The sequence below is a fragment of the Neobacillus sp. NPDC097160 genome (assembly GCF_044762155.1).
In the GTDB taxonomy this organism is placed as follows: Bacteria; Bacillota; Bacilli; order Bacillales; family Cytobacillaceae; genus Neobacillus.
The window spans coordinates 1-14,338 of record NZ_JBIWDU010000009.1 but is presented as its reverse complement, the minus strand read 5'-3'; the positions used below and the strand labels follow the sequence as shown (position 1 = coordinate 14,338).

Below are 14,338 nucleotides of genomic sequence, written 5' to 3'. Positions count from 1 at the left end.
CATTACACCTCATTTAATGTTTAAAGTGTCTAACGCCTGTAAATACCATGGCAATTCCGTATTCGTCAGCTTTTTTGATCGAATCCGCATCTTTTATTGAGCCGCCTGGCTGAATGATTGCCGTAATTCCTGCTTTTGCCGCTGCTTCCACGGTATCGTCCATCGGGAAGAAGGCATCAGAAGCAAGTGCTGCACCTTCTGCTTTTGCACCCGCCTGTTTCAATGCAATTTCAGCGGAACCAACTCGGTTCATTTGACCGGCACCAATTCCTAGCGTCATGTCTTCACTAGTAACCACAATTGCATTCGATTTTACATGCTTCACAACTTTCCAGCCCAGCTTCAACGCTTCCCACTCTGCATCTGTCGGCTGTCTCTTTGTCGGAATCGTAACCTCAGCATCCGCCAGTGAATAGCGGTCTTGTTCTTGAGCGAGCAATCCACCTTCAATGGTTGTCATTTTTCTTTCTGCCTTTTTTGTTTCATTAAACGAAATTGTAAGCAAACGCAGATTCTTTTTCCCCGTTAAAATCGCTAACGCTTCATCCGAGAAAGACGGTGCAATAATGATTTCTAAGAAAATTTCATGGAGTTTAGCTGCAGTTTCCGCATCCACTTCACGATTAAAAGCAATAATACCGCCAAAAATTGACACGGGGTCTGCGGCAAACGCCTTTGTAAAAGCATCAAATCCTGATTTACCGGTGCCAACACCGCAAGGATTCATATGCTTCACCGCCACAGCAGCCGGTTCTGAAAATTCCTTCACAATTTGCAGTGCTGCATCTGCATCATTGATGTTGTTGTACGAAAGTTCTTTGCCATGAAGCTGCTCCGCATAGGCAATAGAGAACGTAGAGCCAAGCGGTTTTTTATAAAAAGCGGCCTGTTGATGCGGATTTTCTCCGTATCGTAACGTCTGCTTTAATTCATATGTAACCGTTAATTTTTCCGGTGTTTCTTCCTGAGTAAGGTCTGTCATGTATCCTGCAATAAGGGCATCATAGGCTGCAGTGTGGCGGAACACCTTGGCCGCAAGCTTTCTCCTTGTTTCAAGCATTGTTGCGCCATCCGCTGCTAATTCTGCAAGCACAGTTTGATAGTCAGCCGGATCAACAACAACTGTTACATATTGATGATTTTTCGCGGAAGCACGGAGCATGGTTGGGCCGCCGATATCGATATTCTCGATGGCATCCGCTACAGTTACGTCTGGTTTTTCAATGGTTTGCTGAAATGGATAGAGATTCACACACACAAGCTGGATCGGCTCAATCCCATGTTCACTGAGCTGCTTTTGATGCTCTAAATCATCCTGTTTTGCCAGCAATCCTCCATGAATATATGGATTCAGAGTTTTTACCCGTCCCTCTAAAATTTCCGGAAATCCAGTAACATTACTAACGCCAAGTACGGCAATGCCTTGCTCCTGCAGCATTTTTTTCGTGCCGCCGGTAGAAATAATTTCAAAGCCAAGATTCACTAATTCCCTTGCAAATTCACTGACACCACTTTTGTCAGAAACACTAATAAGTGCACGCTTTTTCGTCATTTATAACCACTCCTTGTGTTAACAACATGTGTAAGATAGATGGATATAGCTTGTGTTCGGTGAGTTGAATTTTCTTTTGTAAGCTTTCTCTTGTTTCATTTTCCTCGATCCGGATTCGCTCTTGGACAATGACGGGGCCAGTGTCCATGCCTTCATCAACGAAATGAATCGTCACACCGGTCCAATTTGCTTTTGCAGCTAATGCCTGACCAATCGCATCCTTTCCGGGAAAAGCGGGCAGCAATGATGGATGGATATTCACAATTCGCCCTTCATACTCTTTTAACAGAGTTGGCCCAACCAACCGCATATAACCGGCAAGGACAATTAAGTCAACATCCTTTAACAGTGCAACGATTTCTGTTTCATAATCTGCCTTACTGGGATAATCTTTTGCGCAAAAAATAAAACAAGGAATTTGATTTGCTTTTGCTCTTTCAATCGCAAAGGCTCCGGGTTGGTCACAAACTAACAGGGAAATTTCAGCCGGCAGCAGCCCTTCTCGAATCACATTGATGATCGCTTGAAAATTACTGCCGCTGCCTGAGGCAAACACTGCTATTTTTTTCATCTGCGTCCACCAAAACCTTTAATCTGAATTCCTTCTTGCTCGGTAACAACGCCGAGTTCATAAGCCGTTTCACCCAAATCTGTGAAATGCGCCATTACATCAGCCGCATCTTTCTGATCAACGGCAACGACCATTCCAATTCCCATGTTAAAAATATTATACATCTCTTGATAATCGATTTGTCCAACCTCAGAGATTAACTTGAATACAGATGGGATTTGCCAGCTTTTTTCGTTCAGTTCGGCGCCAAGGCCTGCAGGCAGCATCCTTGGAATATTCTCAATAAAACCGCCGCCGGTAATGTGGGCCATCCCTTTGATTTGGAATTTTTTCAATGCCGCCAAAATCGGTTTGACATATATTTTTGTCGGTTTCAGTAATTCTTCGCCTAATGTACAGCCGAGTTCATCAACAAACTCGATTAATGACCAGTTGTTAAACACCTTTCTGACTAGCGAGTAACCATTACTGTGAATTCCGTTTGACGCTAAGCCAATTAGGACATCTCCCGGCTTAATCGTTTCCCCTGTGATCAATTGCGGCTTTTCACACGCGCCAACTGAAAAACCGGCCAGATCATACTCGTCTTCACGATAAAGTCCAGGCATTTCCGCAGTTTCCCCGCCAATTAAGGCACAGCCGGCCAGTTCACAGCCGTCGGCAATTCCCTTGACAATCGCCTCGATTTTTTCAGGAATGGCTTTGCCACAAGCAATATAATCTAAAAAGTAGAGCGGTTCTGCTCCCTGGACAACAATATCATTGACGCACATCGCTACCGCATCGATTCCAATCGTATCGTGACGATCCATCATGAATGCAATCATCAGCTTCGTGCCAACCCCATCGGTGCCAGACACCAAAACTGGCTCTTTTAATCCGAGCGCTGAGAGATCAAACATGCCGCCAAAGCCGCCAAGGCCCCCAACCACACCTGCCCTTGCTGTCCGCTGTACATGTTTTTTCATCCGCTCAACGGCTTCATAGCCTGCTTCGATATTTACTCCTGCTTGTGTGTACGCATTTGCCATCACCGTCACCCCTTTTGATAATAATACTGTAGTGTATCTGGATAGATTTCTGTTGGATAATTTCCGTTAAAGCAGCCCAGGCAAACGCCATTTGTCCCTAACTGGCTAAGTGTCTTTACCATGCCATCCTCACTTAAAAAGGTTAACGAATCCGCTCCAATTAGTTCGCGAATTTCTTCAACCGACTTATCAGAGGCAATCAATTCTTCTTTTGTAGACGTATCAATTCCATAGAAGCACGGATTTTTAATCGGTGGTGAACTAATGACAACGTGTACCTCTGTCGCCCCGGCGTCTTTCAGCATGGTAACAATTCTTCTGCTTGTCGTGCCGCGGACGATCGAGTCGTCGACCATAATCACCCGTTTCCCTTCCACAACCCCGCGAACAGGCGACAGCTTCATTTTAACCCCTTGCTCCCGTAATGACTGGGAAGGCTGGATGAACGTTCTGCCGACATATTTGTTTTTGATTAACCCCATTTCATACGGGATCCCCATCGTTTCTGCATAGCCGATCGCCGCTGAAATACTGGAATCCGGCACCCCTGTCACTACATCCGCATCAATCGGCGCTTCAATCGCCAGCCTTTTTCCTAAGTTTTTGCGGGCAGTATGGACATTAACTCCTTGAATATTACTATCAGGTCTTGAAAAATAAACATACTCCATCATACAGATGGCTTTTGTCGTACTCAACGAAAACCGCTCTGATGTGAGTCCGTTTTCGTTGATGATTAATAGTTCACCGGGCATAATGTCGCGAATATATTCAGCACCGACCACATCAAAGGCACATGTTTCCGATGCCACCACATAAGCATCACCAAGACAGCCAAGCGAAAGCGGTCTTAGACCATGGGGATCAAGCGCCACCATTAGTTCGGTTTCCGTCATAATTAAATAGGCATATGCCCCTTTTAACATGGTCAAAGCATTTTTCACCTGTTCCTTCATTTGCTGAAATCCGCTTCTTCTAATTAAATGGGCTAAAACCTCCGTATCTGAACTTGTTTGAAAAATACTTCCTTGCGCTTCTAGCTGGTGTTTTAACGAAGTAGCATTTACCAGGTTGCCGTTATGGGCAAGGGCAAGGCTGCCGCTTTGCGAATGGAACAACAGCGGCTGAACATTTTCATAGCCACCGCCCCCTGCTGTCGCATAACGGACATGACCGACCGCTGCACATCCAGATAATTGGGACATCGCTTCTGCTGTAAAAATCTCCGTCACAAGGCCTTCTCCCTTGACGCCTGTAAGTTTCTTTCCATCAGAGACAACGATTCCGGTTCCCTCCTGGCCGCGGTGCTGCAGGCTGTGAAGCCCGTAATAGGTTAATTGTGCGGCATCTGGATGTCCAAAGACACCAAAAATGCCGCATTCTTCGTTTAATCCCTTGATTTCAGCAAGCATGGGATCGCCCCTTTCCAGGCAGCTCTTAATTCCTCGACCGCAGATTCAAGAACAGGAACTGTTTCATTAAGAACTCGTAAGACACCAGAATCATTCACTGCACCAATAAGGGCCGCATCTACTAAACTTTCAAACTCGACTTGCTGTTCTTTTTCGACGGTTAAAAGAAAACGTGATTGTGTTTCGCTAAAGAGGGCAGAAACAGAATCTCCTGTAATCTTCACGTCAGCCCCAAGTCCTTTTGCTGTAAAAAGACATTCTGCAAGGGCAACGGACAAACCGCCTTCCGATAAATCATGAGCAGATTGAACCAAGCCAGCACGAATCGCAGCGAGAACCTGGTCTTGTCTTTCTTTTTCCAAATCAATATTTAATTCCGGTGCTTTTCCGAAAATTTTACCGTTTAATAGCTTTTGCAGCTCACTGCCGCCAAATTCGGGTTTCGTTTCCCCGACTAAATAAATGAGGTCGCCGCTAGTTTTAAAATGCTGGGTCGTAATATGGTCAAGGTCACTAACGAGTCCAACCATTCCAATAACAGGGGTTGGATAGATCGCTGTGCCGCTTGTTTCGTTATATAATGACACGTTTCCGCCGATGACCGGTGTTTCAAGAACCCGGCAGGCTTCGCTGATTCCGTCAGCCGCTTTTTCAATCTGCCAGAATACTTCCGGCTTTTCAGGGTTACCGAAGTTCAGGTTATCAGTAATTGCTAGCGGCTCGGCGCCGGAACAGATTATGTTGCGGGCAGCTTCTGCAACAGCAATTTTTCCACCTGTTTCTGGATCTAAGTACACATAGCGCGAATTACAATCCGTTGTCATCGCTAACGCCTTACGTGTCCCTCTGATCCGAGTAACAGCGGCATCAGAACCTGGAGACACTACCGTATTCGTGCGCACCATATAATCATATTGCTCGTACACCCATTCCTTGCTGGCAATCGTAGGCTGGCTTAACAATTTTACTAGTGTCTCTTTAAGGTCATCCACCTTTGGTACTTCATTTTCCATCGCCTGGTATTCTGCAAAGTAAGCCGGCTCTTTAGAAGGTTTATGATACACAGGTGCATCTTCAGCCAATGCATCAACTGGCAGGTCGGCAACCACTTCCCCTTTATGGATTAGGCGGAATTGTTTATCGTCAGTTACCTTGCCAATCGCGACAGCTTCTAAATCATATTTTGAAAAAAGATCCTTGATCTCCTGCTCTCTGCCCTTTTTCACGACAATAAGCATCCGTTCCTGTGATTCAGACAGCATCATTTCATAAGCAGTCATTCCCGTTTCGCGCTGCGGTACAAGATCTAAATTCATCTCGATGCCCATCCCAGCTTTGCTGGCCATTTCGGAAGAAGAGCTGGCAAGTCCTGCGGCACCCATATCTTGAATCCCTACAAGGGCATCCGAATGGATAAGTTCCAAGCAGGCTTCTAACAAGAGTTTCTCCATGAACGGGTCGCCGACTTGAACCGCCGGACGTTTTTCATCCGAATCCTCTGTCAGTTCCTCAGAAGCAAACGTTGCACCGTGAATCCCGTCGCGTCCAGTTTTTGCACCGACATACATTACCGTATTGCCAAGCCCATGTGCCTGACCTTTTTTAATATCCTCGTGATTAATCAGACCGACACACATGGCATTGACGAGCGGATTTCCTTCATAGGATGGATCGAACTGCACCTCACCGCCAACGGTTGGAATGCCGATGCAGTTGCCGTATCCGGCAATACCCGCTACCACTTCTTTAAACAAATAGCGCGTTCTTGCCTTATCTAGTTCGCCGAAACGAAGCGAGTTTAACATCGCAATCGGCCGTGCGCCCATTGAAAAAACATCACGAATAATTCCGCCGACACCTGTTGCAGCGCCTTGGTACGGTTCGATTGCAGATGGGTGGTTATGGCTTTCGATTTTAAACACAACCGCCTGGCCGTCGCCGATATCGACAATCCCAGCCCCTTCGCCTGGACCTTGGAGAACTTTTTCACCCGTGGTTGGGAATTTTTTTAGAACTGGCTTTGAGTTTTTATAACTGCAGTGCTCCGACCACATAACCGAGAAAAGACCAGTTTCAGTATAATTCGGCGTCCTGCCGAGGATGTTTTCGACCATCGCAAACTCTTCATCGGACAAACCCATTTGCTGATAGATTTTTTCTGCTTTAATTTGCTCTGGATTTGGTTCAAGCGTTGACAACATGTGCTTCCCTCCAAGATTTTACGATTGATTGAAACAATTTCAGCCCGTCAGCGCTGCCCAAAAGCTCGTCAACCGCCCGCTCAGGGTGTGGCATCATCCCAAGAACATTCCCTTTTTCGTTCGTGATTCCGGCAATATCTTCGAGACTGCCATTGGGATTTTGCTGATAAGTAAACACGATTTGGTTATTGGATTTTAGCTGATTTAACGTTTCTTCATCACAATAGTAATTGCCTTCGCCATGGGCGACCGGAATCGTGATCGTTTGGTCTTGCTTATATTCAGCAGTAAACATTGATTGATTGTTTTCTACGATTAATTCGACCGGCTTGCAAATAAATGACAGGCTTTCGTTTCGTCTCATCGCTCCCGGCAGGAGGCCCGCTTCAAGTAAGATTTGGAATCCGTTGCACACCCCAAGCACGGGCTTGCCAGCCTCAGCCGCTTTAATGACTTCTTTCATGACATTGCTAAAACGAGCAATGGCACCTGTACGAAGGTAATCGCCGTAAGAAAAGCCGCCTGGTAATAAAATTCCATCGTACCCGTCTAAGCTTTCAGTATCGTGCCAGACATATTCGACTTCTTCGCCAAGTTCATCTTGAATCGCATGAAACATGTCGACGTCACAGTTTGAGCCTGGAAAAACTATCACTGCAAACTTCACTGGGCGACACACTCCTCTACTTCGTAGCGGTAGTCTTCAATCACCGGATTGGCTAACAGCTTCGCACAAATCTCGTTCACGACTTCATCAAGGTCACGTTCTGATTTTTCAATCGTCAGTTCCATATATTTACCGATACGGACATCGGATACTTCCTGATAATTTAACGAATTTAATGATTGAGTGACAGCCTTGCCTTGCGGATCTAATACACTTTCTCTCAATGTTACGTATACTTTGACTTTATACATGCTGATGACCTCCAAGTCTTGTTAAAATCGTTTCATATGCCTCTGTTAAACTTCCTAAATCGCGGCGGAATACATCTTTATCCAGCTTTTCATTTGTTTTTTGATCCCATAGGCGGCAGGTGTCAGGAGAAATTTCATCAGCTAATAAAATTTGTCCCTGTTCGTCTTTGCCAAACTCGAGTTTAAAATCGATTAAGTTAATGCCTAGTTCTGCAAAAAAGCTCGATAAAACCGCATTTACTTCCAGCGCTTTTTCTCGTAAAATCGTAATCTCTTCGGCTGTCGCCGCTTTTAGTTCAAAGATATGGTCGTTTGTCACCAGCGGATCACCGAGCGCATCATCTTTTAAATAAAACTCAACAATTGGTGCTGACAGCGGTCTGCCTTCTTCGATTCCCAATCTTTTTGAAAAGCTGCCGGCAGCCACGTTGCGAACGACTACTTCAAGCGGAATGATGGTTACTTTCTTCACCAGCTGCTCCGTTTGGGAGATTCTTTTGATAAAGTGTGATTCAATTCCTTGTTCCTTTAGTTTTAAAAATAACAAACTAGTAATCTCGTTATTGAGCCGGCCTTTACCGATGATTTCTGCCTTCTTTTCTCCGTTGAAAGCAGTAGCGGAATCTTTGTATTCAACTAAAACAACGTCCTCTTCATCGGTTTTGTATATTCGCTTAGCTTTTCCTTCGTAAAGCAGTTCTTTCATGGTGAATCACTCCTTATTTCGAAATATTGGGAATCTTCAATCTAGAAGGAGGGGCAAACTCCTGCTGTAACTGCCCCTATTTATTTTGTACTGGCTCTAGGAACCCGATTAGATATCTTTTTAACTCATTTGGTAATGTAGAACCCGCCTACGTAACCTTTCAATCATTTTTTCCATCTATTCGGTCACGTAGAACGCGTTTACCCGTTCAACCCTAACCGATCAAAAATTGTATCTACATGCTGCAGGTGGTAATGATAGTCAAAACAATCGGCAATCTCGGCGCCAGAAAGCAAAGAGGTAATTTTTCCATCGGCCTCAATTAAACCGCGGAATGGAACTTGCAACTCCCACGCTTCCATCGCTTTGGGCTGCACTGTATCGTACGCCTCTTCTCGAGACAAACCTTTATCTATCAAGGCAAGCAGCACCCGCTGTGAATAAATCAACCCTAGCGTACGATCCATGTTGCGTTTCATATTTTCCGGATATACAGTTAATTTTTTAATAATGTTACCAAAGCGGTTTAGCATGTAATTTAAGGCAATTGTTGCATCTGGCAAAATGACGCGTTCTGCTGAGGAATGGGAAATATCGCGCTCATGCCAAAGCGGCACATTTTCATAAGCCGTCATCATATAGCCGCGAATGACGCGTGCCATACCGGTCATGTTCTCCGAGCCGATTGGATTACGTTTATGAGGCATGGCCGATGACCCTTTTTGACCTTTTGCAAAAAACTCTTCAACCTCGCGTGTCTCGCTCTTTTGCAATCCTCGGACCTCAACCGAAAATTTTTCAATCGATGTAGCGATTAAGGCAATTGTTGACATGTAATGAGCATGACGATCACGCTGCAATGTTTGCGTCGAAATGGGCGCCCGTCCAAGACCTAATTTTTCACAGACATACTGTTCCACAAATGGGTCAATATTTGCATAGGTTCCGACCGCGCCTGAGATTTTTCCAAACTCTACACCTGCTGCAGCTTGCTTAAAGCGCTCCAGGTTGCGTTTCATTTCTTCATACCAAAGGGCGAGCTTCAAGCCAAAAGTTGTCGGCTCCGCATGTACCCCATGAGTCCTTCCCATCATCACGGTCATTTTATGCTCAATTGCTTTATTTTTTAAAATCTCAACAAAGTTTTCCAAGTCTTTTAATAAAATGGCATTGGCTTGTTTCAATACAAAGGATAGTGCTGTGTCCACCACATCTGTTGAAGTCAGACCGTAATGAACCCATTTCCGCTCCTCGCCCAATGTTTCCGAAACCGCACGGGTAAAGGCTACGACATCGTGTCTTGTTTCTTCTTCGATTTCTTTAATTCGGTCAATATTAAACGAAGCATTTTCACGGAGCTTGCGAACATCTTCCTTAGGAATCTCCCCTAGTTCTGCCCATGCCTCACATGCAAGTATCTCCACTTCAAGCCAGGCATTAAAGCGGTTCTCATCCGTCCAGATGGCTCCCATTTCAGGTCTTGTATAACGATCAATCATGTTTTATCCTCCGATCATTTCTTTTGCTGTACGCCAGATGCTGCTTTCCCCTATTTCCCTAAGGGCCTCATCAACGTTATCCTTCAAAATGGTAACATGCCCCATCTTCCTTTTCAATTTTGGCTCCTTTTTGCCGTATAAATGAACCTTCCAGCCATTCAAGTCCGGGATTTCCTTAAATAGGCGGTCAAGATGTTCTCCTAATAGATTGACCATAACAGCCGGTTTTAATAGCTCGGTGCTTCCTAATGGCCAATTGCAAATGGCGCGAATATGCTGCTCGAACTGCGATGTTTCGCATGCCTCAATAGAAAAGTGACCTGAATTATGCGGTCTCGGTGCCAATTCATTAATATAAATCATGCCATCACCTGTCACAAACATCTCGACAGCAAGCGTCCCGACTAGTCCAAGTGAATCAGCAATCTGCTTCGCCTTTTGAATCGCCTTTTCTCCCAGCTCTTCAGAGATTCGGGCCGGAACGATGGTGGTATGCAAGATATTATCTTCATGAATGTTTTCCGCTACTGGGAAAAAGGCCGTTTCCCCGTCCAGTTTTCGGGTAACAATGACGGAAATTTCTTTTTCAAACGGAATCCATTTTTCCAACACACAGCTGCCAAATTTGAAAAGCGGTTCTGCCTTAGCTAAATCCTCTTCCGTATTCATCACAAGCTGTCCTTTGCCATCATAGCCGCCTCTTGCTGTTTTCAATACAGCTGGGTAACCGATCCGTCCTTTTTTTAAAAATAATTCTTCTCCGTTATTAATGACCTCATATGGAGCTACCTCTACTCCAGCTTGCTGGATGGCTGCCTTTTCCGTGATTCGATCTTGCGTAATTGTTAAAAGTTCTTTCCCCTGAGGAACATATGCCTTTTCACAAAGCCAGCCTAATGTATCGGCATCGATATTTTCAAATTCATAGGTAATGACGTCACTAATGGCTGCAAGCTGTGAAATGGCCTCCCTGTCATCATAAGCGCCAATCAGTTCAACGTCTGCCACTTGTCCGCACGGTGAATCCGAAACAGGTTCTAAAACAGCGATTCGAAACCCTTGAACTTTAGCCGCTAATGCCATCATTCTTCCAAGCTGGCCGCCGCCGATAATGCCAATTGTCGCACCTGGTAAAATCGTTCTGTTATGCAAGTTGATCACTACTTTCTAGTACTTCTAGTTTAATAGTTTCTCTTCTAGCTTCTAATTGGTCTGCAAGTGCTGCGTCATCCGTTGCTAAAATTTGTGCGGCCAGCAAGCCAGCATTCACGGCACCGGCTTTTCCGATCGCCACTGTTGCTACCGGTATACCGCCCGGCATTTGTACAATCGACAGCAAGGAATCTAATCCATTTAGGGCTTGGGATTGAACAGGAACTCCGATTACCGGCAGAATCGTTTTTGCTGCAACCATTCCCGGCAGATGAGCCGCTCCCCCCGCGCCGGCAATAATCACCTTCAAGCCTCTATTTCTAGCATCTTCTGCATATGTAAACATCAAATCAGGTGTGCGATGGGCTGATACCACCCTTTTTTCATATGGAATCTCAAATTGATCCAATATTTCACAAGCATGCTTCATTGTTTCCCAATCTGATTTACTCCCCATAATGACTCCGACAAGATTTCGCATCCTTGATCCCCCTTTTTTTGGCAAAATAAAATACCCGGATCAAACAGCATCTCCAATAAGAGAAAGCCATTTGTCCGGGCATCCATAAGTAAGGTCAACAAAAAGCAGGCATTCGCCCTTTTTGTGCCGTGCCGAACATATCGACTTTCCCTCATAGTCCAATAATTTACGGTTATTGGGTAGAAACTTATGGGCCATATTCCCATGGATATACGAGGGTAAAGGTAAATTCTTATTAACTACCTACATCATAACAGCCTAATGATTGGGTTGTCAATTATTAAATCGAACGTTTTTTTAAAATACAGCAAGAATGTTCGTGTTTTACTCGATTAACATCGCTTCAAAGACAATTTGACGGCCGATTGGCTCATAAATCGTTTCTCCACCTTTTTTTATTTCTTGAAAAATTGGCTTTTCTGTTCGGCGAACAGGAACATAACCATGCTGTTTCATTCTATTCAAGCAATCCTCAATACTTTCATTTTCCTTCACTTCAAATTGTGCTTTCTTTTTACTCATGAAAATAACTTCCCTCTTTTCACTGATTTCACCCAGAAGCCGCCATGGATGGATTTGGGCTCATATGTAATGATAAATGCTTTAGGATCTATACTTTTAATGGCATCGTATAGCTTTAATTCAAATTTCCTTGGTGTAAGGATTTGCAGCGCCATCCGGCCGCCCTCGAGTCCATTTGCATCCCAATTAGTCACGCCATATCCCTTTTCTCTTAAAATTCTAGGCAGATTTTTATCATATTCCTTGGTAATTACATTGACCGTAATATAGCCTAACGCCAGTTTTTCCTCAATTTTCATCCCGACAATAACCCCGATTCCATAACCAACGGCATACGCAATCAGATTTTGAATTTTATCTAAATTATTTAACACAAGACCAAGTCCAAGTACATAGATGACTACTTCGATCATACTGAGCATTGCTGCTAAATAACGCTGACCCTTTAACGTCAAGATCATCCTTATGGTAAAAAAAGAAACATAGACAATATTAATAATCAGGATAATCGCAACCATCATTAAACTATTTTCTAACACAATGAGGCCTCCTTTAAAATTCTGCTTCCTTCACTTTATCACAAATGCATTAAAATTCGGTGATGATTCTTTATCAATTGGTACAAAATATATATACCCATCTCTTACGTTAAAAGGAGCAATTTGATGAAAAAAGTTATACTTCTTACTATTTTCATTGTTACAGCTATTATCCCATTTCATTTGACCGCCCACGCAAATACCGGAATGGATTCTTTAAAAGCAGCATTTATTCGCGGCGATGACTTATGGATTAAAATTGGAAAGGAAGAAAACAGGCTTACTTCTGGAGATTTTGTAAGGTATCCAAAATGGTCTCATGACGGGGAATGGGTTGCCTACCTAAAGGGAAAAAAGGAAATTGACAACTCTCTACACAACGGGGAGCTATGGTTATTCAATATCCGCATGAATAAACATGTGAAAGTTACTCCCAATGTAACGAACAATTTTCAATGGTCACCTCGGCAAAATAAAATTGCTTTTCTTATTAAGTCTGATTTATTTGTTATTGATTCGGCGGAGCCGGCAAAGCCATTTCTCGTTAATCAATTGATAGATAGGGTTGAAAACTTTTCTTGGTATCCAAATGGGGAGGAGCTATTGATTTCCATTAAGAAAAGTCCAAAACTTCATACTGATATCCAGTTATCGAAACTATCCCTTGGAATTAACCGGCAAAAGCCAATTGTAAAGCCGGTTTATACAATACCGGTTGGAGAGGATGAATATTATGTAAGCACAAGCCAGTTTAAATGGTCACACGATAATAAATGGATCAGTTTTTTATTAAATCCTACAGCTTCTTTGTCAGCAGACAGTAATACTCTTTGTATTCTTTCTGCGGATGGACAGGTTTTTCAAAGGGTAGATGAAATGTTAAATCATGAGGAATGGCTGCAATGGGCTCCAAGCAGAAGTGCTCTCGGTTACATTAGTGGATTCGGCAGGGTAGCGTTGAATAATAAACAATTAAAAGCGGTATTCGTTCCAAGCTTCCATAAAAGGAAAATAACACCTTTGGGATATGCCGATCGGGATTTTTTATGGAAAAATAATCATGTGCTTTACGTTTCTCGTTCTCAAGAGAGTGAATTGGAAGAGGTGAATAAACGACCATTGCCAAGCATTTTTAAAATTTTAGCTAAACAAAAGCAAGTAACTTTTCCTGCAAAAAATGAAGGTGATTTTGCGCCGCAATTTTATCGTAATCAGCTAATTTGGATTCGGACCGATAGACAGACCGCCAATATACTTGTGGCTACAAGGAAAGATATGAAAGAAAAGCAATGGGTTAAAAACCTTACAATGGCAAGCTGGTACTATGAAAAGTGGAATTGGGAGGAAATTTTTAGTTTATATCGGGGTAAATCATCGTGAAATTTACTTATGGAAGAAATAAAAAGACTAACGCATAACCATTTTGGTACCCAATTACCCCTATTGGGTGCTTTTTTCGATGAAATTCCAATTTTATTCCCTATTTGATTGGGCTTACTTTCCGGTTTTGGCTGTTTACTTTCCATTTTTGTCATTTTACTTTCCACTTTTTTGATTTTACTTTCCGGTTTTAATCATTTACTTTTCACTTTTACATTTTTACTTTCCACTTTCACTCGTTGGCAAAAAAAAAGACAACCCAATATAGGTTGTCTTTCGTTTGCCTGGCAACGTCCTACTCTCACAGGGACGCATGTCCCAACTACCATCGGCGCTGAGAAGCTTAACTTCCGTGTTCGGTATGGGAACGGGTG

At 43.5% G+C, this 14,338-nt stretch carries 14 protein-coding genes, 1 rRNA gene and 1 riboswitch; of the genes, 1 reads left to right on the top strand and 14 read right to left on the bottom strand.

The genetic code is table 11. The features are described from left to right. Positions 1–13 precede the first annotated feature (13 nt). The 13 genes from purH to ACIQXV_RS13895 form a co-directional block, all read right to left on the bottom strand. Entirely contained in the window at positions 14–1,552 is a 1,539-nt protein-coding gene (purH, locus tag ACIQXV_RS13955; protein WP_402959773.1) for a bifunctional phosphoribosylaminoimidazolecarboxamide formyltransferase/IMP cyclohydrolase, read from the bottom strand. Next, positions 1,527–2,123: a phosphoribosylglycinamide formyltransferase gene (gene purN, locus ACIQXV_RS13950; RefSeq protein WP_402959771.1), complete on the bottom strand. Its 597-nt coding sequence runs from the start codon at positions 2,121–2,123 to the stop codon at positions 1,527–1,529. Before purN ends, purH begins: the two co-directional genes overlap by 26 nt. After that, positions 2,120–3,154 carry a phosphoribosylformylglycinamidine cyclo-ligase gene (gene purM / locus ACIQXV_RS13945; protein ID WP_402959769.1) on the bottom strand — a complete coding sequence of 345 codons (1,035 nt, stop codon included), beginning with the start codon at positions 3,152–3,154 and terminating at the stop codon, positions 2,120–2,122. The genes purN and purM overlap by 4 nt, the downstream gene beginning before the upstream one ends. A gap of 5 nt (positions 3,155–3,159) precedes the next feature. Then, positions 3,160–4,566, bottom strand: a complete 1,407-nt coding sequence (gene purF / locus ACIQXV_RS13940; RefSeq protein WP_402959767.1) for an amidophosphoribosyltransferase — start codon at positions 4,564–4,566, stop codon at positions 3,160–3,162. After that, on the bottom strand, positions 4,542–6,767 hold the full coding sequence (purL, locus tag ACIQXV_RS13935; protein ID WP_402959765.1) for a phosphoribosylformylglycinamidine synthase subunit PurL: 2,226 nt from the start codon (positions 6,765–6,767) through the stop codon (positions 4,542–4,544). The genes purF and purL overlap by 25 nt, the downstream gene beginning before the upstream one ends. Next, positions 6,751–7,434, bottom strand: a complete 684-nt coding sequence (purQ, locus tag ACIQXV_RS13930) for a phosphoribosylformylglycinamidine synthase subunit PurQ (protein ID WP_402959763.1) — start codon at positions 7,432–7,434, stop codon at positions 6,751–6,753. The genes purL and purQ overlap by 17 nt, the downstream gene beginning before the upstream one ends. Beyond that, entirely contained in the window at positions 7,431–7,685 is a 255-nt protein-coding gene (gene purS / locus ACIQXV_RS13925) for a phosphoribosylformylglycinamidine synthase subunit PurS (protein ID WP_402959761.1), read from the bottom strand. The genes purQ and purS overlap by 4 nt, the downstream gene beginning before the upstream one ends. Further along, complete coding sequence (gene purC, locus ACIQXV_RS13920; protein WP_402959759.1) at positions 7,678–8,391, bottom strand: phosphoribosylaminoimidazolesuccinocarboxamide synthase; 714 nt, start codon at positions 8,389–8,391, stop codon at positions 7,678–7,680. The genes purS and purC overlap by 8 nt, the downstream gene beginning before the upstream one ends. Positions 8,392–8,591: 200 nt before the next feature. After that, positions 8,592–9,890, bottom strand: coding sequence for an adenylosuccinate lyase (gene purB, locus ACIQXV_RS13915; RefSeq protein WP_402959757.1), 1,299 nt, complete (start codon positions 9,888–9,890; stop codon positions 8,592–8,594). A gap of 3 nt (positions 9,891–9,893) precedes the next feature. Next, complete coding sequence (gene purK / locus ACIQXV_RS13910) at positions 9,894–11,042, bottom strand: 5-(carboxyamino)imidazole ribonucleotide synthase (RefSeq protein WP_402959755.1); 1,149 nt, start codon at positions 11,040–11,042, stop codon at positions 9,894–9,896. Next, a complete protein-coding gene (gene purE, locus ACIQXV_RS13905; protein ID WP_402959753.1) occupies positions 11,035–11,523 on the bottom strand; it encodes a 5-(carboxyamino)imidazole ribonucleotide mutase in 489 nt (162 codons plus the stop codon). The genes purK and purE overlap by 8 nt, the downstream gene beginning before the upstream one ends. 134 nt (positions 11,524–11,657) lie before the next feature. Continuing rightward, a riboswitch (purine riboswitch) is annotated at positions 11,658–11,759 on the bottom strand. 88 nt (positions 11,760–11,847) lie between these two features. Then, positions 11,848–12,045, bottom strand: coding sequence for an NETI motif-containing protein (locus tag ACIQXV_RS13900; protein WP_402959751.1), 198 nt, complete (start codon positions 12,043–12,045; stop codon positions 11,848–11,850). After that, positions 12,042–12,584, bottom strand: a complete 543-nt coding sequence (locus tag ACIQXV_RS13895; protein WP_402959749.1) for a DUF2179 domain-containing protein — start codon at positions 12,582–12,584, stop codon at positions 12,042–12,044. Before ACIQXV_RS13895 ends, ACIQXV_RS13900 begins: the two co-directional genes overlap by 4 nt. Positions 12,585–12,710: 126 nt before the next feature. On the opposite strand from ACIQXV_RS13895, the gene ACIQXV_RS13890 reads away from it, so the two are divergent. Continuing rightward, positions 12,711–13,964, top strand: a complete 1,254-nt coding sequence (locus tag ACIQXV_RS13890) for a translocation protein TolB (RefSeq protein ID WP_402959747.1) — start codon at positions 12,711–12,713, stop codon at positions 13,962–13,964. Positions 13,965–14,246: 282 nt separating this feature from the next. Here the strand turns inward: ACIQXV_RS13890 and rrf are convergent. Next, positions 14,247–14,338, bottom strand: a 5S ribosomal RNA gene (gene rrf, locus ACIQXV_RS13885); the annotation flags it as partial.